Here is a 24,499-nt window from a genome sequence, read left to right as displayed (position 1 = left end):
GCAAGGTTGGCCAGCTCCGACGCGACGGACGCGACGGCGGCCTCGATGCCGCGCTTCAGCGCCATCGGGTTGGCACCCGCGGCGACGTTGCGCAGGCCTTCACGGACCAGCGCCTGGGCGAGGACGGTCGCGGTCGTCGTGCCGTCACCGGCGACGTCGTCCGTCTTCTTCGCGACCTCCTTGACCAGCTCGGCGCCGATCTTCTCGTAGGGGTCCTCGAGCTCGATCTCCTTGGCGATGCTCACACCATCGTTGGTGATGGTGGGCGCGCCCCACTTCTTCTCGAGGACGACGTTGCGGCCCTTGGGGCCCAGCGTCACCTTGACGGCGTCGGCGAGGGTGTTCATGCCCCGCTCGAGGCCGCGGCGCGCTTCCTCGTCGAACGCGATAATCTTGGCCATTCGGCGTTGTCCTCCTGGACACTCCGGTTACGCCTCGACCCACGTGGGGCCGGCGGCTCACCGCCTGCTTTCGCACCTTCAAGGACCCAGCGGGATCCTCAATGGTCGGGCCGGATGAGCCCGCGACGACCAGCCCCTCGGACGCTCCCGCGCCCAGGCGCTGCACCGCCCCGACCGTTGGCACTCACCTGTTGTGAGTGCCAACTCCTGTTTAGCACTCTCGCCCGTCGAGTGCAAGCAAACCCGAGGTGACGGCCAGGGTGGTCGAAGCTCGCCAAATGCCGCAAATCAGGCATGAATGGCACGAACAATGGCGGAAAAGACGCAGGGCACCGTTCCTCATCAATGAGGACGGTGCCCCGGCGGGGTGGACGAACGATCTGTCAGGCGAGGTGACGAACCTTCTCCGCCTGCGGGCCCTTCTGACCCTGCGCGATCTCGAACTCGACGCGCTGTCCGTCTTCCAGCGATTTGTAGCCATCCATCTCGATCGCGGAGAAGTGGACGAAGACGTCCTGCCCCCCGTCGACCGCGATGAAGCCATAGCCCTTTTCGCTGTTGAACCACTTGACGGTGCCCTGTGCCACGGTGCACTTCCTCTGCTTCGGTCCCTCTTCGTACTCCGGCTGGCTGTGGGGACCAGCCTTGAGGTCCTCGGCCGGCACGCCGGGCCATGAGGGTGGCACCGGCGCGAGGATCGACGACCGAAACGGACGGTACACGAGATAACCCGAGGCCCGACAGCCCCAAATCGGACAGCAAGGTCACGGTTCGTGCGCGCATAAAAGGTTCCCGATGGGACCTTTCTTAGATGATCCGACAAAGGGCCAGCGCATCGGCGGGCGTCGAATAGTCCGGTTAATGGAATTGTAAACGTCAGACCGATCCGGGAGGAAGCGCCGACCTTGCGATGGTGACCGGGAAGCCGCGACTGGAACCACGCAACCCGTCACCACCGCAAGATCGGCCTACTTCCGCACTACTTCCGTGCCCGCGGAAGGTGCGGACGTCAACTCGCGGAGCTTCCGCAAGGGTGACAGAACGAGTGGCACCACCGATACCAGCATTCCGGCGCACGCCACCCAGATGGTCCCGTGCACACCGATGGCGGTGCCGAGCAGGCCACCGACGAGCCCGCCGACCGGCATCGTGCCCCAGACGATGAACCGCATCGTCGCGTTCATCCGGCCGAGCAGGTCGTCGGGCGTGATCGTCTGCCGGAAGCTGACCTGGGTCACGTTGTAGACCACGACGCTGATGCCGAACACGACGTAGCCCGCCCCGGCGAGCCAGAGGCGCCAGTCGGCCCGGGCGAACGGCATGAACAGCATGCCCAGCGACCCGACCAAAATCGAGATCCACATCGCCGGCCCCTGACCGAACCAGCGGACGGCGGGCCCGACCAGGAACGCCCCGGCGAGCGCACCGAGGCCGGTGACGCTGAAGAAGAGGCCGATGACGGCCGGAGACAGGGCCAGGTCACGGGCCAGGTAGATGATCAGCATCGCGTTGAAGATCGACCCGAAGAAGTTGCTCGTGCCCGTACACATGGAGATCGCCCGCAACAGGCGGTTGCCCAGGACGAACCGGAGCCCTTCCAAAATCTCCCGGCCCAGGTGGGCGTCGGGCTTGCGGGCCGGCAGCGGCTCGATCCTGCGGATCCGCCACAGCGCCAGGGCCGAGACGAGGTAGCTGGCCGCATCCGTGGCGATCGCGAGGGGGCCGCCCAGGAACCGGACCAGGCCGCCGGCGACGGTCGGGCCGCCGATCTGCGAGGTGGAGCGGACCATCTCCAGGCGGGCGTTCCCCTCGACCAGGTGCTCCTTGCCGACCAGGAAGGGCAGGTAGCTCTGGTACGCCACGTCGAAGAAGACCGTGCAGACCCCGCAGAGCAGGCCCACGACGTACAGCTGCGGCATCTGCAACCGGTCGAGATACCAGGCGAGCGGGACCGAGGCCAGCAGCACCGCCCGCAGGAGATCCGCGACGATCATGGTCCCGCGCCGCCGGAGCCGGTCGACGAGCGCCCCAGCGGGCAGCCCGACCAGCAGGAACGCGGCGGTCTCGCAGGCGGCGAGGACGCCCACCTGCAGGGCGGTCGCGTCCAGGGTGAGCACGGCGACCAGCGGCAGCGCCAGGATCGTCACCTGGGTGCCGACCTGGCTGATGGTGTCGGCGGTGAAGAGCAGCCGGAAGTCGTGATCGCGGAGCAGGCCCAGTCTCACGGACCCACTGTCGATGACCGATTGGGAAAAGTCAATCGGTAGACTCGGACGATGCGGCGACCAGCGACCGACGCGGAGGCCAAGGCACTCGCCTCCGGCGTCCGCCTGCGCATCATCCGGCTCTGCCTGGACCGTGCGCTCACCAACAAGGAGATCGCCGAGCGGCTCGACGCCAACCCGGCGACCGTGCTGCACCACGTCCGGACGCTGGTCGCGACGGGGTTCCTGGTGCCCCAGGAGGAGCGCCGCGGGCCGCGCGGCTCCCGCGAGGTGCCTTACCTGTCCACCCGCAAGTCGTGGCAGCTCAGCGGCAGCGGTAGCAACGAGGCGATGCTGGAGGCGTTCCACCAGGAGCTGGCGCTGCTGCAGGACCAGGCGGGATCGGCCAACTTCGCGCGGCTCGGCCTGCGGCTCACCCCGCAGCAGTGGCAGGAGCTGCAGGACAGGTTCGAGGCGTTGCTGGACGAGTACGCCCACAACGACCAGACCCACGGCCAGGCGTATTCGATCTTTCTCGCCATGTACGAGGACCGCTCACGCGACTGACGTCTGCCAGTTGGCCCACCGGTCGAGCGCGCGGAACCCCATCGCCTCGTTGATCGCGATCATGTGCGAGTTGACCTCGGCGTTGAACGTGTCGACGATCCGGACCGCCGGCTCCTGGGCGCGCATGGTCTGCAGGTTGACCAGCTTGGAGATCATGCCGAGCCGGTGCCCCCGGTGCTCCGGATGCACCAGCGTGATCTGCTGCCACGCGTGCCAGTCGATGGTCCTGCTCATCCGCAGCGCGCTCAACGCGACGAGCCGGCCGGTCGCGTCGTGGATGACGCCGGTCTCGTACGGGCGCGCACCGTAGCGGGCGCGCGTCGCGTACACCCGCCGCAGACGATCGGCGTCGACCTTCTCCGCCTCCAGGTCGAGGTCACCCTTCGGCGCCTCGTCGAGGAAGGAGCTGTCCAGCAGCGCCATGTCCTCGAGCAGCTCCTCGGGCGGCGTGTTGCCCCACTGGACGATGCTGTAGCCGGCCGCCTTCGGCCAGCTCGTGGCGAGCAGCCTGGCCAGCTCGGCATCGTCGGCGGTCGACAGGTCGAGCCGGCGGCGCACGTCGACGAGCTTGTTGTCCAGGCCCACCGCCGCAGCGAACGGCGCCGAGGAGCCGGTCGGCGTGCCGCCGATGTCGGTGATCACGCTGAAGCCGATCACCGAGGTGCGGCCGCGGGCCAGGCCGAAGGCGACCGCGTGCCGGAACAGCGCCCGCCCGACGCCCTGCCGCCGGTGCTCCTTCAGGACCAGCACGTCCAGGAACGATTTGTCGAGATTGTCGAATATCGAGAAATCCGCCTGGACGAGTCCGACCGCGAGACCATCGCGATAGGCCAGGAACGTGTGCCGCTCCGTGCCCGGCATCGGCAGGCGGACCCGCACGTCGTGCTCGGCGCGGCAGCTCGGGGGGAAGTCCGGCAGGTCGGCGAGGATGGCCTCGTTACCGATGGTGAAGGCCGCGTCGATCGCCACCGGGTCATCGGTGTCCAGCTCGACGATGCTGAGGTCGTGGCTCATGCCCGCCAGGGTGGCGCAGAGCCGCATCGACGGACAACAGATATATGGGGACCGCCGGAAATGGTCGAGAGGACGCTCGCCAACACCTCCGGTGCTGTGGTCGCGGGCCTCGGACCAGGGTCCGGACCTCGCGGCGACACGTCCTCCCGCACCGAGCATCCTGGCGCGCGGTCCTGAGGTCGTCAAGTCCCTCGGCGGGTGGCTTCGAGACGTACGGCATGAGGGTGATCACCCTGCGTCGCGAACGACTCGGACGATCGGATGAGTCGGCCCTCGTCCAAGCAGTGAAAGCGCTCTCTCAGCCACACTCCCGTCGACACCGTCCGTCACGGCGTCGACGGGTTGCGCAAAAAAATCAGCCATCAGCTCAAAAAGCGCCGGGCATCAGCCCAGCAGGCCGGCCTCGCGGACGGACTTCAGCGAGGGCTTGACCCGGTGCGTCGGGCCGACCGTGCCGGCGACCGCGTCGAGAGTCTTCAGCCCGTCGCCGGTGTTGAAGACGACCGTCTCCTTCGACGGGTCGAGCTTGCCGGTCTCGACCAGCTTCTTCAGCACCGCGGTGGTCACCCCGCCGGCGGTCTCGGCGAAGACGCCGGTCGTGCGGGCCAGCAGCTCGATGCCGGCGCGGATCTCGTCGTCGTCGACGTACTCCATCCAGCCGCCGGTGCGCCGCACCGACTCCAGCGCGTAGACGCCGGCCGCCGGGTCGCCGATGTTGAGCGACTTGGCGATGCCCGTCGGCTTCACCGGGACGATCTCGTCGGTGCCCTTGTGCAGCGCCACCGCGATCGGGTTGCAGCCCGCGGACTGCGCGCCGAACACCGTCCACTCCGAGTCGGGCACGAGCCCGATCTCCACCAGCTCGCTGAACGCCTTGTCGATCTTCGTCAGCAGCTCGCCGCTGGCCATCGGGATCACGACCTGCGCCGGGATCCGCCATCCGAGCTGCTCCGCGACCTCGTATCCGAGGGTCTTGGACCCCTCGGCGTAGAACGGCCGCACGTTGACGTTGACGAACGCCGTGTCCTCGAACTCGTCGGTCTCGGTCAGCTCCGAGCACAGCCGGTTGACGTCGTCGTAGGACCCCTCGATCGCCACGACGTCACCGCCGTACACGGCGCTCATGACGACCTTGCCGGGCTCCAGGTCCGACGGGATGAACACCGTCGACGGCACCCCGGCCCGCGCGGCGTGCGCGGCGACCGAGTTGGCCAGGTTGCCGGTGGAGGCGCACGAGTAGCGGGTGAACCCCAGCGCCTTCGCCGCCGTCAGCGCCACCGAGACGACCCGGTCCTTGAACGAGTGGGTCGGGTTGGCCGAGTCGTCCTTCACCCACAGCTGCCCGGTGATGCCGAGCTCCTTGGCCAGCAGGTCGGCCTTGACCAGCGGGGTCAGCCCCGGGTCGAGGCTCACGCGACCGGCGGGGTCGGTGCCGACCGGCAGCAGCGGCGCATAGCGCCAGATGTTCTGCGGGCCGGCTTCGATCTGCTCGCGGGTGACCCGGCCAAGGGCCTCGGCGTCATAGCCCACCTCGAGCGGGCCGAAACACTCGTAACAGGCGTGCTGCGCGGCGAGCGGGAACTGGGCGCCGCAGCCGCGGCAGACCAGGTGCCGGGCGGGAGAGTCGGTGAAGACGCCGAGCGTCGAGGTCATAGAGGCCTTCCTCTCATCTTTCCCAGGTGCATGGCCTTGCGCACCGGGACGGATTTGGCACCTACCGCGACTGGCCTCAACGTCGAGACGTGTCGCAGGGGTTGCCGGGGCTTCATCGGGCCGTATCCCTCTGCCCCTCTGGATGAGGTATTCAGTTGTGACGTGCCTGTTCGCGTGTTTCGTCTTCGAGTGTAAGGGCCGACACGGGTGCCGCTGTATGAGTCATCTCACGAGATGGACCTGACTACGGTTTCACTCATGCATCCCGACGCGGCGGCCTGGTTCGCCAAGCGCACCTCGACCTGGCGCGACTGGCCTGTGAGCGAGCTTCAGCGCCGCAAGGGCGACACCCGGATCAGCGTCGTCCTGCCGGCGCTGGACGAGGAGCCCACCGTCGCCGAGATCGTCACCGGCGCGCGCACCCTCATGCCCCTCGTCGACGAGGTCGTCGTGGTCGACTCCGGCTCCGTCGACCGGACCGCCGAGGTCGCCCGCCAGGCCGGCGCCACCGTCCACCACCGCGACGACATCCTCCCCGGGACCGGCTCCCGGCCCGGCAAGGGCGAGGTGCTCTGGAAGGCCCTGGCCGTCACCACCGGCGACATCCTCGTGTACGTCGACGCCGACCTCACCGACTTCCGCCCGCACTTCGTCACCGGCCTCCTCGGCCCGCTGCTGGACGACCCGGCCACCCTGATGGTGAAGGCCTTCTACGACCGCCCCCTCCTGGACGTCTCAGCCGCCGGCGGCGGCCGCGTCACGGAGCTCGCCGCCCGCCCGCTGCTCAACGCCTACTTCCCCGCCCTGGCCGGCGTCGTGCAGCCCCTCGCCGGCGAGTACGCGGCCCGCCGCTCCCTGCTGGAGTCCCTGCCCTTCGCCGCGGGCTACGGCGTCGAGACCGGCCTGCTCATCGACACCTACCGCGCCGCCGGCCTGGACGCGGTCGCGCAGGTCGACCTCGGCCAGCGCACCCACGGTCACCAGGACACCGCTGCCCTAGGCCGCATGGCCGCCACGATCCTGCACACCATCCATGCCAGGGTCACCCCCGGTGCCGCGATCTGGCCGACGCTCACCCAGTTCGTCAGGCATGGCGACACGGTCGCCCCCGCCGACCACCCGGTCGCCCACCCCGACCGCCCGCCGATGACCACGATCCAGGGCTACCGAAGGCCTCCCGCTTAAGGGGTGTCGGTGGCGGGGGTGAAGCCCCACAGCGTCGAGGTGGTGATGGCGGCTCCGGCGAGGGCGGCCACGACGGCGAGCCACTCGGCGGCGAGGAGCCAGACCGGGGTGTCGATGACGGCGGCCGATGGGTCGCCCGTCAGGGTGGCGACCACGACGACCACCGCGACCAGGGACAGCAGGACCAGGGTCAGCACCACCGTCAGGCGCAGGGCCCAGTGGCCGAAGGTGCCGCCGGTGGCGAAGAGCAGGGCGCAGACGGCGATCAGCGTCGCGACCGAGGCCGAGGCCAGGGCGCCGATGAGCGTGAAGATCTGGGCGGTGATGGCCTCGGCGGGGCCGTTCATCGCGTTGGAGGAGGCGACGTAGGTGGTCCAGGCCGCGAGGTGGGACTGGTCGTAGTAGAGGGTGCCGGAGAGCGCCGCGAGGCCGAGGACGAGGAGCCACGCACCGCGGAGCGCCGAGGTTCGCATGGACCGGCACCCTACCGGTCAGTACGCGAGACGCATTCAGCTCACCACGTCTTTTCGCAGAAAGCGCCACCACGCGAGGGAGAAGAAGACGGTGGCGTAGGCGAGGGAGGCGATGCAGCCCTTCACGATGTCGTCGGTCTGCAGCGGGGTGGAGAGCAGGCCGAGCCAGGCGTCGTTGTAGTGGGTGGGCAGGAAGTTGCGGAGGTTTCCGAGGGCTGTGATCTGGTCCAGGATGCTGGAGAGGATCTGCAGCAGCACCGCGCCGCCGACGGCGCCGAGCGGGGCGTCGGTGGAGACGGAGAGCAGGAACGCGAGCGAGGCGACGACCAGGAGCGACACGCACAGGTAGCCGACGATCTCCAGGAGGCGGACGACGCTCGTGCCGGCGGCGATCTCCCCGCCGATGGGGGCGTTGAGCGGAGCCCAGCCATAGCGCAGGGTGCCCGCCAGCATCGCGGTGCCGACCAGGACCAGCACCGCGAGGAGGCAGTAGAGCAGCGCCGCGGTCACCTTGACGCCGAGCAGCCGGGCCCGCGGGACGGGCATCGCCAGCAGGTACCGCAGGCTCCCCCACGACGCCTCGCTCGCCACCGTGTCGCCGCAGAAGAGGGCCACCACGACGACCAGCAGGAAGCCGGACGAGACGAGCAGGGTGAAGAGGGTGAAGTTGGCCCCGCCGCCGGTCGCGAGGTCGGCGAGGCGGGAGAACTCGCCGTTGTTGCCGCCCTCGTCGTCGCCGCCGCTGTCGAGCTGGAAGGCGACCAGGATGATCAGCGGCAGCAGGACCATGAAGCCGAGCGCCAGCTGCGTGCGGCGGCGGGCCGCCTGGCGGCGGATCTCCGTCCACAGCGAGAGGGTCGCGCCCGGCCGGTACCCCGGCGCACCGCCGACCACGTCGACACCTGACGAAGAAGTGCTCATGACCGCTCCCCACTGGCCTTGGTGTCGCCGCCGACCAGCGACAGGAACGCGTCTTCAAGCCGCCGCCGCGGTGTCACCCGGTCGATGCCGACGCCGGCTCGTACCAGCGCCGCGACGACCTCGGAGCGAGGGACGCCGTCGAGGTCGACGACGAGACCGCCGCCGCCGGCCGGGACGACCGTGCGGACGCCGTCGAGCTCGTCGAGGACCTTCGTGGCGGCGTCGACGTCGGACACGTCGAACTGGACGGTCGGCGAGTCGCCGACGATGTCGTCGACCTTGCCGGTGGCGACGACCTCACCCCGGTGCATGACGACGACGTCGGTGCAGGTCTGCTCGACCTCGGCGAGGAGGTGGCTGGAGACCAGGACGGCGCGGCCGCCGGTCGCGTACCGGCGCAGGACCTTGCGCATCTCGGCGATCTGCGGCGGGTCGAGCCCGTCGGTGGGTTCGTCGAGGACGAGCAGCTCGGGGAGGCCGAGCATGGCCTGCGCGATGGCGAGACGCTGGCGCATCCCGTGGCTGTAGGTCTTGACCCGCCGGTTGACGGCGGTGCCGAGACCCGCGATGTCGAACGCCTCGTCGAAGTGGGCGTCGTCGAGCGGCCGGCCGGTCGCCGCCCAGTACAGGCGGAGATTCTGCAGACCCGTGAGGTGTGGCAGGAAGCCGGGCCCCTCCACCAGGGCGCCGACCCGGGACAGCACCGGTGCGCCCGGCAGGAGCTGGTGGCCGAAGACGAGGATCTCGCCCTGGCTGGGCCGGGTCAGCCCCATCAGGACCCGCAGCGACGTGGTCTTGCCGGCGCCGTTGGGGCCGAGGAGGCCGACCACCTGCCCGCGCTGGACGGTGAAGTCGACCTTCGCGACGGCGACGAAGTCACCGTACGTCTTGCGCAGCCCCCGCACGACGAGCGGCGTGTCCACGTGCTCGGGGTCGACGCGGCGCTCGATCCGGCGGGCGCGGGCGCGGGCGACCAGGATCGCGACCACGAGCCCGACCACGATGAGGGCGACGAGCCCGGCGAGGACGTAGCGCCAGATGACGTCGGGGTTGGCGATCGGCGTGCCGGCCACGTCGGGCAGGGTCAGCGCGCCTTCGACGTCGACCTGGTAGACGAGCGGGTCCGGCGGCGACCAGTACGCGCTGTCGGCGGCGGCGACGGTGACCCGGACCCGGCCGCCGGCCTCGAACCGGTGCACGACCGCGGGCAGCGTCACGGTGACCGGCTGGGCGTCGGCGATGTCCTTCGGCAGGCCGGTGAGGCGCACCGGCGCGATGAGCCCGTCCGGGATCGACGGGGCGCCGTTGGCGGGCACGTCATAGAGCTTGACGAAGAGCACGGCCTCGCCGGTCGGCGACGCGGCCCGGATGCGGACCGTGGGCGCGCCCGCCACGTCGAGGGTGGCGGGCAGCGGCGCGGAGGTGTAGTCGGCGTGCTGGCCGGGGATCTCGGCGGACACGCCGCTGCCGAGCAGGCTCGCGATGTTGGCGATGGGCAGCGAGGAGATCGGGGCCGGGTTGCCGTTGGGCGGGTTGGCGATGTTCGTCGGGGCGCCGATCAGGGCGACGCTCTCGGTGGAGGTGCCGCCGGTGCCGGGGTAGGTCGACGTCGACGACGCGGCCGTGACGAGCCCGCGGCCCCGGGCGTTGAGGCCTGACACGCGCGAGTAGGTGAAGCTGGACGGCGGCGCCTCGCCGTTGCCCTTGACGTAGTGGTCGAGCCACTGCGCGGTCAGGAACCGCAGCCGGTCGACCTCGGTCTGCGGCCCGGTGCCGCCGTCGTGCCCGCCGGTGAACCACGCGACCCGCACGGGGGTGCCGGTGGCGGCGATGCCGCGGGCGTTGGCGTCGCTCTCGCTGAGCGGGAACAGGGTGTCGACCTGCCCCTGGATGAGCAGCGTGGGCGCCTTGACCTGGTCGAGCACGGACGCCGGGCTGGACCTGCGCAGCAGCGCGAGGGCGTCCTTGTCGGCTTTCCCGGTGGTGGCGATGTCGAGGTACGCCGCACAGACGTCCTTCGCGAACCGTCCACATTGGGCGTCGCCGGTGGGGGTCCGCTGCGGGGCGGCCTGGCCCGTCAGGGCCGAGCTGTCGGTCAGCGCGTTGCCGGAGCCGAAGAACAGGCCCGCCCACTGCTTCTTGAACACCCCGCCGGCAGGGTCCTTGCCGGTGGCCTCGGGCAGGAAGGCACGCGAGAGGTCGTTCCACGTGATCATGGGGACGATCGCGTCGACCCGCTTGTCCTGGGCGGCGAGCAGGAGGGCGAGGGCTCCACCGTACGAGCCGCCGACCGCCGCCACGCGCGGGTCACCGGAGGCGTCGGTCTGGATGTCGGGCCGGGCCGCGAGCCAGTCCAGCAGCCGCTGGGCGTCCTTGACCTCCCAGTCGGGGCTGTCGAGGTGGATCTCACCGGTGGAGTCGCCGAAGCCCTGGGCGGTCCAGGTGAGCACGGCGTAGCCGAGGTCGGCGAAGTCCTCGGCGTCGGACTTCACGCTCCGCTTGGTGCCGCCGAACCCGTGCGCGAGCAGGATCGCGGGCTTCTTGCCGCTCTTCTTCGGCAGGTACAGCGTCGTGTCGAGGGTGACCTCGCTCGCGTCGTCGGGGCCGGTGCGCACGGTGATGCGCTGCTCCTGGGTGCGGAACGTGGCGGGTGAGGGGACGACCGCCCAGCCGACCAGGCCGGCCAGCAGCAGGGTGACCACCGAGCCGGCGATGACCCTGCGCCGGTTGAGACGCGGTAAGAGACGCATCGGCCAAACGTACGCAACGCATGTTGCGCGATGACGAATTCCTCAGCAGGTTCACAGCAAGCGGGCGAGTTATACGCTCGGTGCGTGGCCGCGACCTTGACGCTCACCGCCAGCCTGCGCCCCGCGGCCCTGGACGCCCGCCGCGGCGTGGTCCGGCTCCACCCCGAGGTCCTCGCCGCGCTGGGCCTGCGCGCCGGCGACCCGATCGCCCTCACCGGCCGCCGCGAGTCCGCCGGGATCGCCGCGGTCGCCGAGGCCGGCGCCAGCCGAGCCCTGCTCTACGCCGACGACCTCCTGCTGGGCAACCTGGGCCTGCGCGACGGCGGCCGGGTGACGGTCGCGGCGGCGCCGCTGCGGGCCGCGGCGGCGGTGACCCTGTCCGGCCCGCCGGAGATCGTCGGGGTCGTGTCGCCGGAGATGCTGCGGCTCGCGCTGCTCGGCAAGGTCGTCACCGTCGGCGACAACGTCTCCCTGCTGCCGCAGGACGTGTCGCTGACCTCGGTGGACCCCGGCGTGTTCGAGGCGGCCCGGCGCAGCCTGAAGAACACCGTCGGCTACGCCTGGACCAGCGCCCTGCTCACCGTCGTCGCCGCCGACCCCGACCCGGGCGCGCTGGTCACCATGGACACCGCCGTCGGCTGGCACCACGGCCACACCACGCACGCCCCCGCCGCGGCCGCCTCCGTCCGGCGCGAGGTGCCCGCACCGTCGGCCAAGGAGGCGGTCGAGCTCGACGACCTGCCGGGCCTCAGAGCGCAGGCCGAGCAGCTGGGCGAGCTGCTCGACCTCGGCTTCCACCACGGCGAGGTCCTGGCGAAGCTCGGCACGACGGTGTCGCTGGGTGTACTGGTCACCGGGCCCTCCGGCTCCGGCAAGTCCGCCCTGGTGCACGCCGTCGCGGCGAGTGTCGGGGCGCGGGTCGTCCCCCTGTGGGCGCCGGAGCTGGCGGCCCTCACCAACAACGCGGCCGCCGCCCGGCTGCGGGAAGCCGCCGGCGAGGTGCGCGCCGCCCGCCCGGCGGTCCTGCTCGTCGCCGACGTGGAGGCCCTCGCGCCGCGCGACCAGCCGGGCCCGCTGTCGACGGTGTTCCGCCAGCTGATCGGCGAGCTCATCCGCGAGGGCGAGGCCGTCGTCTGCACGACCGGCCGCCCCGAGGCCGTCGAGCCGTCCCTGCACGCCCCCGACCTGCTCGCCCACGGCATCGCCGTCCCGCTCCCCGACGCCGCCCTGCGCCGCGAGCAGCTCACCGTGCTCACCCGCGGGATGCCGCTCGACGGCGACGTCCGGCTCGACGACATCGCGGCCCGCACCCCCGGCTTCGTGGCGGCGGATCTCGCCGCGTTGTCGCGTGAGGCAGGTGTACGGGCGGCCCTTCGCCACCGTCGCGAAGGGGACAGCACCGGCGTGCTGATGGCGGACTTCGAGGCCGCCCTGGAGGTCGTGCGCCCCACGTCGATGGCCGAGTCGTCGCTGGAGCTCGCCAAGGTCACCCTGGACGACGTCGGCGACATGGCCGAGGTCAAGCAGACCCTGACCGAGTCCGTCCTGTGGCCGCTGTCCTACCCCGACGCGTTCGCCCGCCTCGGCATCGAGCCGCCCCGCGGCGTCCTGCTCTACGGCCCGCCGGGCTGCGGCAAGACGTACCTGGTCAAGGCGATCGCCGGCACCGGCAAGGCCAACGTCCTGTCGGTGAAGGGCGCCGAGCTGCTGTCGAAGTGGGTCGGCGAGAGCGAGCGCGCGGTCCGCGAGCTCTTCCGCCGCGCCCGCGAGGCGGCACCCACCCTCGTCTTCCTCGACGAGGTCGACGCCCTCGCCCCGACCCGCGGCCAGGCCACCGACGGCGGCACCACCGACCGTGTCGTCGCCGCCCTCCTCACCGAGCTCGACGGCGTGGAGTCCCTGCGCAACGTCGTCGTCATCGGTGCCACGAACCGCCCCGACCTGGTCGACCCGGCCCTGCTGCGCCCCGGCCGGCTCGAACGCCTCGTCTTCGTCCCGCCCCCGGACGCCGACGCCCGCACCGAGATCCTCCGTGCCGCCGCGAAGTCCGTCCCCCTCGCCGCCGACGTCGACCTGCCCTCCCTGGCGGCGTCGCTGGACCGCTTCTCCGCCGCCGACTGCGCCGCCCTCGTCCGCGAGTCCGCCCTCGCCGCGATGCGCGAGTCCCTGGAGGCCACCGAGGTCACCGCCGCCCACGTGGCACTCGCCCGCGACCGCGTCCGCCCCTCCCTGGACCCGGTCCAGGTGGCATGGCTCGCCGCCTACGCCGAGCAGCAACAGGCCCGCTGAGCGCCGCCGCCGCGACGGCGGGTCTTCAGCGGCGGCGGGAGCGGGAGGCGCGCAGGCGGCGGAGGCGCTGGACGACGACGGGGTCGTGTGCCAGCGCCAGGGGGTCGTCCAGCAGGGTGTTCAGCAGCTGGTAGTAGCGGGTCGCGGACAGGTTGAACGTGTCGTGGATGGCCTGCTCCTTGGCGCCCGCCTGGCGCCACCACTGGCGCTCGAAGGCCAGGATCGCCTTGCCACGCTCGTCGAGCTCCGAGGGCTCCTCGGCCGTCGCGAGGTCGGGGCCCGCCTCCGGGTCCGAGACGTCGGTGTCGACGAAGTCGTCGGGGTCCTGGGTGGGCTGTTGCGCTGGGACCCGGGCGGCGGTGAGGTCGTCGCGCTGCATCGCACCACAGTACCGGCGGAACGGGTCAGGCGGTCACGATCTTGACGCCGGCGCCGGAGAAGGCGGCCAGCGTCTCGGGGGTGGCGTTGGAGTCCGTGACCAGGGTGTCGATGCGGTCGATCGGGCAGATCCGGGCGAACGCGTGGCCGCCGAGCTTCGAGCTGTCGGCGATGATGACGACGCGGCGGGCGCGGGCGACCATGAGGCTGTTCATCGCGGCCTCGCCCTCGTGGTGGGCGGCGGCGCCGAGGGTGACGTCGAGCGCGTCGACGCCGAGCAGGGCGATGTCCAGGGTGACGTCGCGCAGGATGTTGCCGCCGAGCGGGCCGACGAGCTCGAAGGACTGCGGGCGGACCACGCCGCCGGTCACGACGATCTTCATGCGGGAACGCACGAGCAGCTCGTTGGCGATGTTGAGGGCGTTGGTGACCACGGTGAGCTGGGCGTCGTCGACGCCGCCGGTGAGCTCGGGGCGCACCGCGAGCGCGCGGGCGACCTCGGTGGTCGTCGTGCCGCCGTTGAGGGCGACCACCATGCCGGGCGAGACCAGGGCGGCCGCGGCCGCACCGATGCGCTGCTTCTCGGGTGCGTGTTTCGCCGTCTTGTACCGCAGCGGCAGGTCATAGGAGACACCGTTGGCGACCGCCCCGCCGCGGGTCCGGGTGATCATCTGCTGCTGCGCCAGCTGGTCGAAGTCGCGGCGGATCGTGGCCTGCGAGACGTCGAGGCGCTCGGCCGCGTCCTCCACGCTGATGCGCCCGCTGTCGGTGAGGATCTCGAGGAGCGCGTTCCAGCGCGCGTAGCGGTCCACGAGCCCCTCCCTGCGCGTATGGTGCGAGATGTGTGCACAATAATGCGCGAAACTACGGGTAAACGCAAAGACAACTGCTCAAACTAACCTCAGGGGTACGGTTGCCAGCCTGCCCGGCAGTGCGCAATGATGCGCGAACCCGCCCGGTTTCAGGCCACATCGATCAGCGCGAGGACGAGCTACACATGACGCAGACCGTGATCGCCCTCGATGTCGGGGGCACCGGGATCAAGTGTGCGCTGGTCGGCGCCGAGGGCGGGGCGACACACCAGGTCCTGCACGCCGAGCGGCACGCCACCGGCCGCGAGCGGGGGCCCGAGGCGGTCATCGCGACGATCCTCGACATCGCCGAAGGCCTCGCCGCCACCGCGCGCGCGAAGGGGCTCGACCCGCGGGCCGCCGGCCTGGCCGTCCCGGGCGTGATCGACGAGCACAACGGCGTCGCCGTCTGGGCCGCCAACCTCGGCTTCCGCGACGTGCCGCTGAGGGCGCTACTGGAGGAGCGGCTCGGCCTGCCCGCCGCGCTGGGCCACGACGTGCGCGCCGGCGGGCTCGCCGAGGCGCGGCTGGGCGCCGGCCGCGGCCACCCGTATGTGCTGGTCATCCCCATCGGCACCGGCATCGCCGCGGCGAACGTCGTGCACGGGCAGGTCTACACGGGCGCGCACGGCGCCGCGGGCGAGATCGGCCACATCGTGGTGCGCCCCGACGGCCCCATGTGCGGGTGCGGGCAGCGCGGCTGCCTGGAGTCGATCGCCTCCGCGTCGGCCGTCGGCCGCCGGTACGGCGAGCACGCCGGCCGACCGGCCACCGCCGAGGACGTGGCCCGGCTGGCCGCGGAAGGCGAGCCGGCCGCCGTCGCGGTGTGGCAGGAGACCATCGACGCCCTGGCCGACGGCCTGATGACCGGCATCGCCCTGTTCGACCCGGCGGTCATCGTCCTCGGCGGCGGCCTGGCCGAGGCGGGTGAGGCGCTGCTCGCCCCGCTGCGGGCGGGGGTCCACGCCCGCGTCACGTTCCACCGCGAGCCGGAGATCACCCGCGCGGCGCTCGGCGACGAGGCCGGCTGCCTCGGCGCCGCCCTGCTCGCCCTCGACGCACTGCACAACCCGCACGACGACAGCTCAGGAGGAACGCGATGACGGTGGTGTCCGGCGTACGGGTGATCGCGGGCGACCGCGTCATCGACAACGGCTTCGTCCGGGTCGAGGGCGACCGCATCGCCGAGGTCGGGCAGGCCTTCACCGGCTCCGTCGACGCGTCGGCCGGCACGGTCGTCCCCGGGTTCGTCGACATCCACGTCCACGGCGGCGGGGGTGCCACGTTCACCACCGGCGACCCGGAAGCGGCCCGCGTCGCCGCCGCGTACCACCTCCGCCACGGCACCACGACGATGCTGGCGAGCCTCGTCACCTCACCCCCCGACCTGATGCTGTCCGCGACGAAGGCGTTCGCGCCGCTGGTCGGCGAGGGCATCCTGGCCGGCGTGCACTTCGAGGGCCCGTACCTGTCGCAGGCGCGGTGCGGCGCGCAGAACCCGGCGCACCTGCGCCACCCGTCGCTGGACGAGCTCAACTCGCTCATCGACGCCGGCGAGGGCGCCGTGCGCATGGTCACCGTCGCCCCCGAGCTGCCCGGCGCCCTGGACGCCATCAAGCTCCTCGTCTCCCGCGGCGTCGTCGCCGCTCTCGGCCACACCGACGCCACCTGGGAGGAGACCCTTGCGGGCGTCGACGCCGGCGCGACGGTCGGCACCCACGTCTTCAACGGCATGCGCCCGCCGCACCACCGCCAGCCCGGCCCGGTCTTCGCCCTCCTCGGCGCCGCGCCGGTCACGTGCGAGTTCGTGGCGGACGGCGTACACCTCCACGACGGCACCCTCGCGTTCGCCGCCTCCGTCACCGGCCCCGCCCGCGCCGCCCTCATCACCGACGCGATGGCCGCCGCCGGCATGCCCGACGGCGAATACGAGCTCGGCGGCCAGAGCGTCGCCGTCGCCGACGGCGTGGCCCGCCTCACCCGCGACGGCTCGATCGCCGGCAGCACCCTCACGATGGACGCCGCCTTCCGCCGCGCCGCGGGCGCCGGCCTGTCCCTCGTCGACGCCTCCCGGATGGCCTCCGCCACCCCCGCCACCGCCATCGGCCTCGCCGACGACCTCGGCACCCTGCGCCCCGGCCACCGCGCCGACCTGGTCCTGCTCGACGACGCCCTTCACGTCACCCGCGTCATGCGCTCCGGCGCCTGGGTCTGACCCGAAGCGAGCCTCGGAGCTGTTCAGGGCACCCGCGTCATGCGCGCGGGTGCCTGGAGGTCGTGCAGCGGGCCGGCCCAACCGCGGGCCGCGAACCAGGACGGCAGCGGGATCCGGTCCCACGGGACCCGCTGCAGGATGCGGTCCAGGACGATGCCGAGGCAGATGGCGGCGAGGCCGTCGGTGACCCAGTGGAAGCTCAGGTACGTCGTGGTGAACAGCACGACCGCCGGGGCGCCGTAGCGGATGGCGCGCAGCTGGCCCGGGCGTAGCAGGGCGCCGAGGAGGATGGCGAGCACCCCGTACCAGACGATGGCGTTGACCACGTGGCCCGACGGGTACGACATGCCGGTAGGCACGTGGAAGAGGTACTCCGGGTGCTCGACCTTGTGGTCGCTCGCGGCGGTCCGGTCGGTCCAGAGCTTCAGCGGGCCGATCGTCAGGTACGTGATGACGAACCCGCCGATGACCGGCAGCGCGGGGCGGACGGAGTGGGTGCGCCAGCCGACGACCAGCGCGGTCAGCACCGCGAGGGGCGTGAGGACCTGGCCGCCCTGGCCGAGGTAGTTGAACACCCGGGCGGACCAGTAGGCCCACGAGGGGCGGTGGGCGTCGACGAAGTCGCGGACGGCGAGGTCGACCGACAGCAGCGGCGTCCGGAGCGCGAGCGCGACGGTGATCGCGGCGAAGAGTGCCAGAAGCACCAGGTCGAACCACAGGGCCGGGCGCACGTTCCGCATGTCGGAAAACGCTACCCGACGGCGGCACATGGGCCCGGCCCCGTGGAGAAGGCCTGCACAGGACCTCTACACGAGCGTCCTGATGTCCTCCGCGATGCGGTCCATGCGGACGCCGGAGTTGGGGCAGCCGCCGAAGTGGTGCAGGGCGATGACCTTGTTGGTGCGGCGGGAGATGACGGGCGAGCCGGACGAGCCGCCGTCGGTGTCGCAGTAGTACGACATGTCGGTGGCGACGTCGTAGCCGTTGTACGCGGGGTTGGCGACGGCGCAGTTGCCGGAGCGCTCGCTGCTGTCGTACGTGGTGATCACGGTCGGCATGCCGCGCGGGTGCTGCGGGATGTAGAGCTCCTCGCCGCGGACGGGGGCGCGGTCGTCCATCTGGAGGTAGCCGAAGCGCGTGATCGCGTCGAAGTTGCGGACCGTGAAGAGGGTGTAGTCCAGGACGTCGTCGGTGGCGAGGACCTGGTCGGCCATGACCTTGACCGGGCGCAGGGTGGGGCCGCCGCCGCACTGCGCGCACTCGTAGTTGAACCACACCTCGGTGTTGCGGGCCTCGCGGGTGGTGGTGAAGCAGTGTGCGTTGGTCATCATGCGGTTCTTCGCGCCGACGCGCCACGCGGTGCACAGCTCGACGCCCTGGATGAGGATGCGCGCGACGGGCTTGGAGTTGGCGTACGCGACGGGGTCGGCCGACTTGTAGCAGGCGGCGTTCTCCTTCTCGTCGCTGTCGCAGATGCTCTCCGTGTGCGGCGCCGCGGCGGCCAGCCGGTCGGCGGCGGCCTGCTCCGCGAGGGTCTGGCCGCGGGCGATCTTGTCCACGGTGAGGCCGAGGCCGGCGAGCTTCGACTTGATGCCCAGCGGGTCGCCGGCCCGCTCCACGCTGACCGTGGCCGACTCGCCCGAGACGGACATCGTCCAGTTGTCCATGTCGCGCAGCTGGGCCGCGCTGTACCGGTGGACCTCGTCGCCGGTCGCGTCGCTGACCTTGACCGTGTCACCGGCCTTGAGCTGCAGCCGGGAGAAGTGGACCTTCACGTAGTCGGCGCCGGGGTAGCGGAACGTCGACGCGTCGCCGGTGATCGACTCGATGACGCCCGACACCGTGGCGGCGGGACTGTCGTGCGCGGGCGCCGCGAACGCCGACGCCGTCACCGGCTGTCGTGCGGGAGCGAACGAGGTCGCGGCCGCGACGCCCGCTCCGGCGAGCGCCACGATGGCGCACGCCCCGGTCACCAGCAAAACCCTACGGCGCATGAGCGCGATCCTCCCGATGGTCCGCATGAAGGAACCGCCCGGACTGTTAGGGGTAAATCGGGCGATCCGCCTCATTCAACGACGGATCCGGTGCGGAGGAGGCGGGAACTCAGGGAGTTGGGTCGACCGTCCCGCCGGTCTGAGCCAAAAGGTTGCCCAGTCCCGGCCGGGTCGCCACCACGATGAGCAGGTCACCGGCGCACAGCACGTAGCTCGGCGGCGGGCTCCAGACGGTCTGCCGGCCGCCGTCGGTGGTGACCGCCAGGACCCGGACCTCGCTGACGTCCTCCGCGGAGCCGACCGGCCCGCCGTCGAGCTCGGAGGCGGCGACCACCGGCACCTCGGCCAGCAGCAGCACCTTGCGGTCGACGGGGATGGTGCCGATGACCTCGCGCTCCAGCAGCGCCGCCGCGAAGGCGGGGGCGGCGAGGAACGACACGCTCCGCGACGCGGTGATCCCGAACGCCTGCTGCACCCGGTGCGCGAACCCGCCGTCGAAGAGGCGCAGCACGACCCGCAGGTCGGGCTTGAGCTCGCGCCCCTCCAGGGCCGCCTCCAGGTTGGCCTGGTCGTCGGTGGAGACCACGACCAGCGCCCGGCTGGTGTCCACCGACGCTGCGCGCAGCGTCGCGATGCGGCTGGCGTCGCCGACGATGAACGGCACGCCGCGGTCCCGGGCGGACTGGGCGCCGCGGGCGTTCTCGTTGCGGTCGATGACGACGACGGGCACACCCAGGTCGACGAACGCGTGCATAACGCGGGTGCCGACGTTGCCGAGCCCGACGAGCACGACGTGGTCCGACAGCGGCTCCCGCAGCCGGCCGAGCGCGATGGCGAGCTTCGCGTTGACGATCGTCTCGACCACCGCCGCGGTGATGACCGGCACCAGCGCGATGCTGACCAGGCTCAGCAGGACCGTGACGAGCTTCTCGGGCCAGCGCGCCTCCAGGTCGGGGCCGGCGCCGACGAGCTCGGACAGCAGCGTCACGTAGGCCGCGTCCCACCACCGGACGTCCCGGAGGTTCGCGATGATGGCGGTGCCCACGACGAGCAGCCCGACCATGATCAGCGAGGTCGTCCAGAGCCTGCGGCCGACGAGTCCCTGGTACGCGCGGAACGGGTTGCGCAGCCACCGCCAGCGGCGCCGCCGGCGCACCTGGTGGAGGTCGTCCTCACGGGCGACGACGGTGCTGACGGGCTCGCCGGTCGCGACGGCCAGCACGAGGTCCGCGCTGCCCTGGTCGGCGGGGAGCAGCACCGGCTCGCCGTCGCCCTCGGTCGCCGCCAGCCCGCAGATCACGTCCTCCGCCCGTACCTCCTGACGACGCGCGACGAAGAGGGTGCGGCGCGCGACGCGGACGTGCACCGGGGCGACCTCGCCGAGCGCCTCCGACACGAACGCGGGCGCCGCGATCTGCGCGTCGGACAGCACGCGGAGGTCCGCGAAGTTGCGCCGGACGCTCTGCCCGAGGCGCAGGTTGAACATCCGGATGACCAGCCGCAGCCCGGGATTGATCTCCTGGGCCTGCAGCGCCGCGTCGAGGTTGCCGATGTCGTCCTGCTTGACCAGCGCGAGCGCGTCGGCGGTCGCCAGCCCCGCGAGCTCGAACGCCTCCCGGTCGGGGTTCGCGGCCTCGACGACCCGGCCGCCGCGGTCGCGCAGCAGGCGGGCGATGTCGGGCCCGTGCCGCCGCCCGGCGCTCGGCAGGATCGCGGTGACACGCACCCCGTACTGGTGGATCAGCTCCTCGATCACGCGATGCGCGAGGGGGTCGTCACCACAGACGACGATGTGTTTCGTGGCCGCGAGCCGAGGGGGGCGGCGCGGGTCCGAGAAGGGCTCGACCCACCACGGACGGGTGATCGCCTGAGCGTTGGGAAGGCCGCTGCGGAGCCGTCGCATCAACCATGATTCGGACTCCACAGGGCGATCCTAACGAAGATCACCAACGCCTGTGGTCCCGCTCGATCGACAACTGCCGCGTCACTTTGTCCGGGTTGGTCGTTGAACAGGCGATCGGATTTGTCGACCAGATTGGTTTACGAGGATGAACACGTGGTTTCGCCGGGCGGTCGGCACCGTCGGTGTGGCCGGTGGCATTTTGCTGCTCGGTGCCGGTGCCGCACACGCCGATGACGCCCTGATGCCCGGCCAGCTGGACGATCTCTTCTCGCCCGCCGGCGGCCCCAACAACCAGTCGCTGCAGCTCGAGGCGCACGGCTCGCGCATCGACACGAGCTCGGCCACCAGCTCAGAGGCGGGTCGTCGCACCACCACGACACAGCTGAGCAACCCACAGCTCCCCGACGTGCTGAGCATGATCCCGACCGAGATGCTGGGGCTGCCCCGCGCGACGTCGAGCAAGGTCCCCAACCTGCAGTCGGTGCCGAGCGCCCTGCCGACGGAGGACTCGGTGGCCGCGCTGCCGCTGGTCGGTCCGCTGCAGCAGTTCGGTCTGCCGGGGGTTTCCGGTGTACCGGCCGCCACCGGTGACACGCTGCGCGGCACGTCGATCGCCGACACACGCACCGCGTTCCCCGGCATCCCGGGCGAGGCGACGAGCCTCCCCGTGGGCAACACCGCCGGTGGCGGGCTGCCGCTCGTCGGCGGTCTCGGCGGCGGCACGGGCAGCCTCCCGCTGGTCGGCGGGCTGCCGGTGCAGGGCACGCTCAAGCCCGTCGACGACCTCGCCATCCCCGTCGGCACGGGTGGCAAGCGCTCGGGCGGCCAGCGGGTCCAGCGGATCCAGGGCACGGAGGCGGACTCGGGTCTGCCCATCGGCGAGCTCCCGCTCGGCGGCAGCGACGTGCTGAAGAACGACTCGGTCACCGGCGTCCCGGTGATCGGCGGCGTCGGCCCGACCCCGGGCATCAGCACCACCGCGGTCGCGAACCGCCTCGTGCCCACGACCGGCGCGCTGCCGCAGGCCGCGAGCCAGCTGCCGCTCGTCGCCGAGAAGACCTACGCGCCGCGGCACGCCTCGGTGTACACGCCGCGGCACGCCTCCGCCTCGGCTTCGGCTTCGGCGGGCGCATCGGAGGAGGCGCTGCCGGTGGTCGGCGGGATGCCGCTGCTCAACGGCATCGCCGGCGGCAACCTCCCGCTGGTCGGCGGGCTGCTCGGCGGCCGCTGACGGTTGCTCACCCACGAAGAAGGGCCGGCGGTCACCCGCCGGCCCTTCTTCGCTGCTTCACTTCCGCAGTGGTGCCCCGGCGGCGTGCAGGTGCCGCAGCGCCTGCGAGTAGGAGTCGACGAACGTCGCCGACAGGTACGGCACGCCGATCTCCGCGCAGTACCGCTCCACGATCGGCTGCGCCTTGCGCAGGTTCGGGGTCGGCATGTTGGGGAACAGGTGGTGCTCGATCTGGTAGTTCAGGCCGCCGAGGAGCACGTCGACCAGTGCCCCGCCGCGCACGTTGCGGGAGGTCAGCACCTGCTTGCGCAGGAAGTCCAGCTCGTCGTCGCCGGTCAGGGTCGGCATGCCCTTGTGGTTCGGCGCGAAGGTCAGCCCCAGGTACAGGCCGAACAACCCCTGGTGGACCGCGATGAACGCGACCGCCACCCCGGGGGACAGCAGCGCGAAGACGGCCACCAGGTAGGCGACGAAGTGGCCGTACAGCAGGAAACCCTCGAGCTTGGAGCGCTTGATCCTGCCGATCGCGCGGGCGCTGGACACGTGCAGGTTGAACCCTTCCAGCAGGAGCAGCGGGAAGAACAGCACCGCCTGCCAGCCGCCGATGAGCCTCGCCAGCCCCTTGGCCTCGCGCGCCTGGCGGGTCGACCAGACCAGGATGTCCGGCGCGACGTCGGGGTCGTGCTCCTCGTGGTTGGGGTTGGCGTGGTGGCGGGTGTGCTTGTTCATCCACCAGCCGTAGCTCATCCCGATGCCGAGGTTGCCCACCAGCATGCCGAGGATCTCCGAGATCCTGGCCGTGCGGAACACCTGCTTGTGCGCCAGGTCGTGGGCGACCAGCGCCACCTGGGCGAACGCGACGGCGAGCAGCGCGGCGGCCAGCAGCGCCCACCACGACGAGCCGATGAGGGCGACGGCGGCCCAGCCGCCGGCGTAGAGGGCACCCACCAGGGTGAACCGCAGTGCGTAGTAGCCGGGGCGGCGGTCGAGCAGACCGGCCGCACGGATGTGCCGGGACAGTGTCGTGAAGTCTGAGGTGCGGTCGGCCAGCAGCGTCATGCGTCAAGCCTCGCGACTCCGGGACCTCGGAACGAGCCGGGCAGCCCCGCTGTTTGTGGTGGTGCTGCCCCTACCCTCAGGGCCCGTTAGGGTTGGTGGGGTGCCAGTGCTCATCGGCTCCTACGCCGACCAGATCTCGATCTTCGACGACGACTTGAAGCCGTCGGCCGCACCGATCCGCACCCAGTCGCCCTCATACCTGGCCGCCTCCGCCGACGGCGGTGTCATCTATACGGTGGCCGAGCTGGACGAGGGCCACGTCGCCGCGTTCCGCCCCGACGGCACCCCGCTGGGCTCGCTGCCGACGGGGGGCGCCTCCCCGTGCCACCTCGCGGTCGCCGGCGGGTTCGTCCTGTCGGCGAACTACCAGGGCGGCAGCGTCTCCGTCTTCGCCCTCGACGCCGGCGGCGGCCTGGCCTCGCGCACCGATCTCGTGCAGCACACCGGCAGCAGCGTGCACCCCGACCGGCAGAGCGCGCCGCACGCCCATCAGGTGACCGTGCGCGATTCCATGGTGTACGTGGTGGACCTCGGCCTCGACGAGATCGTCCACTACCGGCTGACGGCCTCGGGCGTCCTGGAGCGGCAGCGCGCCACGCCCGTCACCCCGCTGGGCAGCGGGCCGCGGCACCTGGTGCTGCACCCCGACGGCCGCGTCTTCGTCGCCAACGAGCTCGCCTCGACGGTCGCCGTGCTGGACAGCGAGTTCGCCGTCGTCGACATCCAGCCGTCGGTGCTGGTCCCGCCCGTGGGCGACAACTTCCCCAGCGAGCTGCTGCTGTCGCCCGACGGCACGCGCCTCTACGTCGCCAACCGGGGCAACGACACCATCACCACGTTCGCCGTGACCGCCGACGGCCTGTCACCGCTCGACGAGGTCTCCACCGGCGGCACCTGGCCCCGCCACTTCGCCCTGCTCGACGGCGCCCTCGCCGTGGCCAACCAGCACTCGGACACCGTCACGCTGCTGGACCTGGACCCCGCCACGGGCGTCCCCCAGCCCGGCCGGACGGTCCTGGAGCACCCGTCCCCGAGCATGGTCCTGCGGCTGCGCTGACACTGTCCTGCGGCTGCGCCGCGGCCTGGGTCAGGCGCTCGCTTCCTTGACCACCATCGGCGCGACGTTGAACTCCATGGCGTCGAGGGCGGCCCGCAACCTGGGCAGGTCGCCCTCGGCCAGCTGAAACGACGCCCGGCAGATCTTGTCCACCCACAGCGACACCACCACCGTGCCACGCATCGGGTGACACGTCACCCGCATGGTGCGGTCGTCTCCCCGCACGTCCTCAAACACGTCGCCCGACTTGGGCAGCGCAACCAGCTCACCCATGTCCTCCATGCTGCGGCACTGAACGCTCGTTCTACAACCCCCCGGCGCCTTCTCCCCCACCCGGTCATCCGCCGCACCGCC

Annotated in this window: 22 protein-coding genes and 1 riboswitch; of the genes, 7 read left to right on the top strand and 15 right to left on the bottom strand. The window is 71.7% G+C overall.

What is annotated here, in order from left to right:
- The 3 genes from ACFY3L_RS30180 to ACFY3L_RS30170 all read right to left on the bottom strand — a co-directional run.
- A partial coding sequence (locus tag ACFY3L_RS30180; protein WP_389331352.1) for a TCP-1/cpn60 chaperonin family protein occupies positions 1-401 on the bottom strand: 401 nt, incomplete at its 3' end.
- Positions 402-784: 383 nt separating this feature from the next.
- The gene (locus tag ACFY3L_RS30175) at positions 785-988 is read right to left on the bottom strand and encodes a cold-shock protein (RefSeq protein WP_203848689.1); all 204 of its coding nucleotides are present in this window, start codon (positions 986-988) and stop codon (positions 785-787) included.
- Positions 989-1,369: 381 nt separating this feature from the next.
- A complete protein-coding gene (locus tag ACFY3L_RS30170; protein ID WP_389331349.1) occupies positions 1,370-2,626 on the bottom strand; it encodes an MFS transporter in 1,257 nt (418 codons plus the stop codon).
- A gap of 51 nt (positions 2,627-2,677) precedes the next feature.
- Between ACFY3L_RS30170 and ACFY3L_RS30165 the strand changes: the two genes are divergently transcribed.
- On the top strand, positions 2,678-3,172 hold the full coding sequence (locus tag ACFY3L_RS30165; RefSeq protein ID WP_360570912.1) for a helix-turn-helix domain-containing protein: 495 nt from the start codon (positions 2,678-2,680) through the stop codon (positions 3,170-3,172).
- Here the strand turns inward: ACFY3L_RS30165 and ACFY3L_RS30160 are convergent.
- Both ACFY3L_RS30160 and thrC read right to left on the bottom strand, forming a co-directional pair.
- Positions 3,161-4,186, bottom strand: a complete 1,026-nt coding sequence (locus tag ACFY3L_RS30160; RefSeq protein ID WP_389331346.1) for a GNAT family N-acetyltransferase — start codon at positions 4,184-4,186, stop codon at positions 3,161-3,163. The genes ACFY3L_RS30165 and ACFY3L_RS30160 overlap by 12 nt on opposite strands.
- A 384-nt stretch (positions 4,187-4,570) precedes the next feature.
- A complete protein-coding gene (thrC, locus tag ACFY3L_RS30155) occupies positions 4,571-5,839 on the bottom strand; it encodes a threonine synthase (protein ID WP_389331343.1) in 1,269 nt (422 codons plus the stop codon).
- Between the two features lie 10 nt (positions 5,840-5,849).
- A riboswitch (SAM riboswitch) is annotated at positions 5,850-5,988 on the bottom strand.
- A gap of 109 nt (positions 5,989-6,097) precedes the next feature.
- Between thrC and ACFY3L_RS30150 the strand changes: the two genes are divergently transcribed.
- Positions 6,098-7,024 (top strand): glucosyl-3-phosphoglycerate synthase, encoded by a 927-nt coding sequence (locus ACFY3L_RS30150; protein ID WP_389331340.1) that lies wholly within the window; start codon positions 6,098-6,100, stop codon positions 7,022-7,024.
- Here ACFY3L_RS30150 and ACFY3L_RS30145 read toward each other — a convergent pair.
- From ACFY3L_RS30145 to ACFY3L_RS30135, 3 genes are read right to left on the bottom strand one after another with little or no spacing between them, the layout of a single operon-like run.
- Positions 7,021-7,497 (bottom strand): hypothetical protein, encoded by a 477-nt coding sequence (locus ACFY3L_RS30145; RefSeq protein WP_389331337.1) that lies wholly within the window; start codon positions 7,495-7,497, stop codon positions 7,021-7,023. The two genes, ACFY3L_RS30150 and ACFY3L_RS30145, sit on opposite strands and share 4 nt — an antisense overlap.
- 36 nt (positions 7,498-7,533) lie before the next feature.
- A complete protein-coding gene (locus ACFY3L_RS30140) occupies positions 7,534-8,418 on the bottom strand; it encodes an ABC transporter permease (protein WP_389331334.1) in 885 nt (294 codons plus the stop codon).
- Positions 8,415-11,168 (bottom strand): alpha/beta fold hydrolase, encoded by a 2,754-nt coding sequence (locus tag ACFY3L_RS30135; RefSeq protein WP_389331331.1) that lies wholly within the window; start codon positions 11,166-11,168, stop codon positions 8,415-8,417. Before ACFY3L_RS30135 ends, ACFY3L_RS30140 begins: the two co-directional genes overlap by 4 nt.
- An 84-nt stretch (positions 11,169-11,252) precedes the next feature.
- On the opposite strand from ACFY3L_RS30135, the gene ACFY3L_RS30130 reads away from it, so the two are divergent.
- Positions 11,253-13,457 carry an AAA family ATPase gene (locus tag ACFY3L_RS30130; protein ID WP_389331327.1) on the top strand — a complete coding sequence of 735 codons (2,205 nt, stop codon included), beginning with the start codon at positions 11,253-11,255 and terminating at the stop codon, positions 13,455-13,457.
- A gap of 25 nt (positions 13,458-13,482) precedes the next feature.
- On the opposite strand, the gene ACFY3L_RS30125 is transcribed toward ACFY3L_RS30130, so the two are convergent.
- Both ACFY3L_RS30125 and ACFY3L_RS30120 read right to left on the bottom strand, forming a co-directional pair.
- Entirely contained in the window at positions 13,483-13,836 is a 354-nt protein-coding gene (locus tag ACFY3L_RS30125; protein ID WP_389331324.1) for a DUF3263 domain-containing protein, read from the bottom strand.
- A 25-nt stretch (positions 13,837-13,861) separates the two neighbouring features.
- Positions 13,862-14,647, bottom strand: a complete 786-nt coding sequence (locus tag ACFY3L_RS30120) for a DeoR/GlpR family DNA-binding transcription regulator (RefSeq protein ID WP_389331321.1) — start codon at positions 14,645-14,647, stop codon at positions 13,862-13,864.
- A gap of 185 nt (positions 14,648-14,832) precedes the next feature.
- Here ACFY3L_RS30120 and ACFY3L_RS30115 point away from each other — a divergent pair, with 185 nt between their 5' ends.
- The gene (locus ACFY3L_RS30115) at positions 14,833-15,789 is read left to right on the top strand and encodes an ROK family protein (protein ID WP_389331318.1); all 957 of its coding nucleotides are present in this window, start codon (positions 14,833-14,835) and stop codon (positions 15,787-15,789) included.
- Positions 15,786-16,901, top strand: a complete 1,116-nt coding sequence (nagA, locus tag ACFY3L_RS30110) for an N-acetylglucosamine-6-phosphate deacetylase (protein WP_389331315.1) — start codon at positions 15,786-15,788, stop codon at positions 16,899-16,901. Before ACFY3L_RS30115 ends, nagA begins: the two co-directional genes overlap by 4 nt.
- A 23-nt stretch (positions 16,902-16,924) precedes the next feature.
- Here nagA and ACFY3L_RS30105 read toward each other — a convergent pair whose 3' ends face one another.
- The 3 genes from ACFY3L_RS30105 to ACFY3L_RS30095 all read right to left on the bottom strand — a co-directional run bounded on the left by ACFY3L_RS30105 (position 16,925) and on the right by ACFY3L_RS30095 (position 20,819).
- Positions 16,925-17,641 carry a phosphatase PAP2 family protein gene (locus ACFY3L_RS30105; protein ID WP_389331312.1) on the bottom strand — a complete coding sequence of 239 codons (717 nt, stop codon included), beginning with the start codon at positions 17,639-17,641 and terminating at the stop codon, positions 16,925-16,927.
- A 66-nt stretch (positions 17,642-17,707) separates the two neighbouring features.
- Complete coding sequence (locus ACFY3L_RS30100) at positions 17,708-18,895, bottom strand: trypsin-like serine peptidase (RefSeq protein ID WP_389331309.1); 1,188 nt, start codon at positions 18,893-18,895, stop codon at positions 17,708-17,710.
- Between the two features lie 109 nt (positions 18,896-19,004).
- Positions 19,005-20,819 carry an NAD-binding protein gene (locus tag ACFY3L_RS30095; RefSeq protein WP_389331306.1) on the bottom strand — a complete coding sequence of 605 codons (1,815 nt, stop codon included), beginning with the start codon at positions 20,817-20,819 and terminating at the stop codon, positions 19,005-19,007.
- A gap of 124 nt (positions 20,820-20,943) precedes the next feature.
- Here ACFY3L_RS30095 and ACFY3L_RS30090 point away from each other — a divergent pair, with 124 nt between their 5' ends.
- Positions 20,944-22,029, top strand: coding sequence for a hypothetical protein (locus ACFY3L_RS30090; RefSeq protein WP_389331303.1), 1,086 nt, complete (start codon positions 20,944-20,946; stop codon positions 22,027-22,029).
- 57 nt (positions 22,030-22,086) lie between these two features.
- On the opposite strand, the gene ACFY3L_RS30085 is transcribed toward ACFY3L_RS30090, so the two are convergent.
- On the bottom strand, positions 22,087-23,088 hold the full coding sequence (locus ACFY3L_RS30085) for a fatty acid desaturase family protein (RefSeq protein ID WP_389331300.1): 1,002 nt from the start codon (positions 23,086-23,088) through the stop codon (positions 22,087-22,089).
- A gap of 100 nt (positions 23,089-23,188) precedes the next feature.
- Here ACFY3L_RS30085 and ACFY3L_RS30080 point away from each other — a divergent pair, with 100 nt between their 5' ends.
- The gene (locus ACFY3L_RS30080) at positions 23,189-24,145 is read left to right on the top strand and encodes a lactonase family protein (RefSeq protein WP_389331297.1); all 957 of its coding nucleotides are present in this window, start codon (positions 23,189-23,191) and stop codon (positions 24,143-24,145) included.
- 30 nt (positions 24,146-24,175) lie between these two features.
- Here the strand turns inward: ACFY3L_RS30080 and ACFY3L_RS30075 are convergent, their stop codons facing one another.
- The gene (locus ACFY3L_RS30075) at positions 24,176-24,418 is read right to left on the bottom strand and encodes a hypothetical protein (protein WP_389331294.1); all 243 of its coding nucleotides are present in this window, start codon (positions 24,416-24,418) and stop codon (positions 24,176-24,178) included.
- Positions 24,419-24,499: the final 81 nt, after the last annotated feature.

It is taken from the genome of Dactylosporangium sp. NPDC000521, from assembly GCF_042898305.1.
Lineage (GTDB): Bacteria > Actinomycetota > Actinomycetes > Mycobacteriales > Micromonosporaceae > Dactylosporangium.
The sequence above is the reverse complement of the archived record's forward strand: the minus strand, read 5'-3'. Positions and strand labels throughout refer to the sequence as shown.

Coding starts and splice junctions, on each gene's coding strand:
- ACFY3L_RS30100 (WP_389331309.1), bottom strand. CDS start 18,895: ATGCGCCGTAGGGTTTTGCTGGTGACCGGGGCGTGCGCCATCGTGGCG.
- ACFY3L_RS30160 (WP_389331346.1), bottom strand. CDS start 4,186: ATGAGCCACGACCTCAGCATCGTCGAGCTGGACACCGATGACCCGGTG.
- ACFY3L_RS30085 (WP_389331300.1), bottom strand. CDS start 23,088: ATGACGCTGCTGGCCGACCGCACCTCAGACTTCACGACACTGTCCCGG.
- ACFY3L_RS30075 (WP_389331294.1), bottom strand. CDS start 24,418: ATGGGTGAGCTGGTTGCGCTGCCCAAGTCGGGCGACGTGTTTGAGGAC.
- ACFY3L_RS30140 (WP_389331334.1), bottom strand. CDS start 8,418: ATGAGCACTTCTTCGTCAGGTGTCGACGTGGTCGGCGGTGCGCCGGGG.
- thrC (WP_389331343.1), bottom strand. CDS start 5,839: ATGACCTCGACGCTCGGCGTCTTCACCGACTCTCCCGCCCGGCACCTG.
- ACFY3L_RS30135 (WP_389331331.1), bottom strand. CDS start 11,168: ATGCGTCTCTTACCGCGTCTCAACCGGCGCAGGGTCATCGCCGGCTCG.
- ACFY3L_RS30165 (WP_360570912.1), top strand. CDS start 2,678: ATGCGGCGACCAGCGACCGACGCGGAGGCCAAGGCACTCGCCTCCGGC.
- ACFY3L_RS30145 (WP_389331337.1), bottom strand. CDS start 7,497: ATGCGAACCTCGGCGCTCCGCGGTGCGTGGCTCCTCGTCCTCGGCCTC.
- ACFY3L_RS30105 (WP_389331312.1), bottom strand. CDS start 17,641: ATGCGGAACGTGCGCCCGGCCCTGTGGTTCGACCTGGTGCTTCTGGCA.
- ACFY3L_RS30090 (WP_389331303.1), top strand. CDS start 20,944: ATGAACACGTGGTTTCGCCGGGCGGTCGGCACCGTCGGTGTGGCCGGT.
- ACFY3L_RS30125 (WP_389331324.1), bottom strand. CDS start 13,836: ATGCAGCGCGACGACCTCACCGCCGCCCGGGTCCCAGCGCAACAGCCC.
- ACFY3L_RS30115 (WP_389331318.1), top strand. CDS start 14,833: ATGACGCAGACCGTGATCGCCCTCGATGTCGGGGGCACCGGGATCAAG.
- nagA (WP_389331315.1), top strand. CDS start 15,786: ATGACGGTGGTGTCCGGCGTACGGGTGATCGCGGGCGACCGCGTCATC.
- ACFY3L_RS30150 (WP_389331340.1), top strand. CDS start 6,098: ATGCATCCCGACGCGGCGGCCTGGTTCGCCAAGCGCACCTCGACCTGG.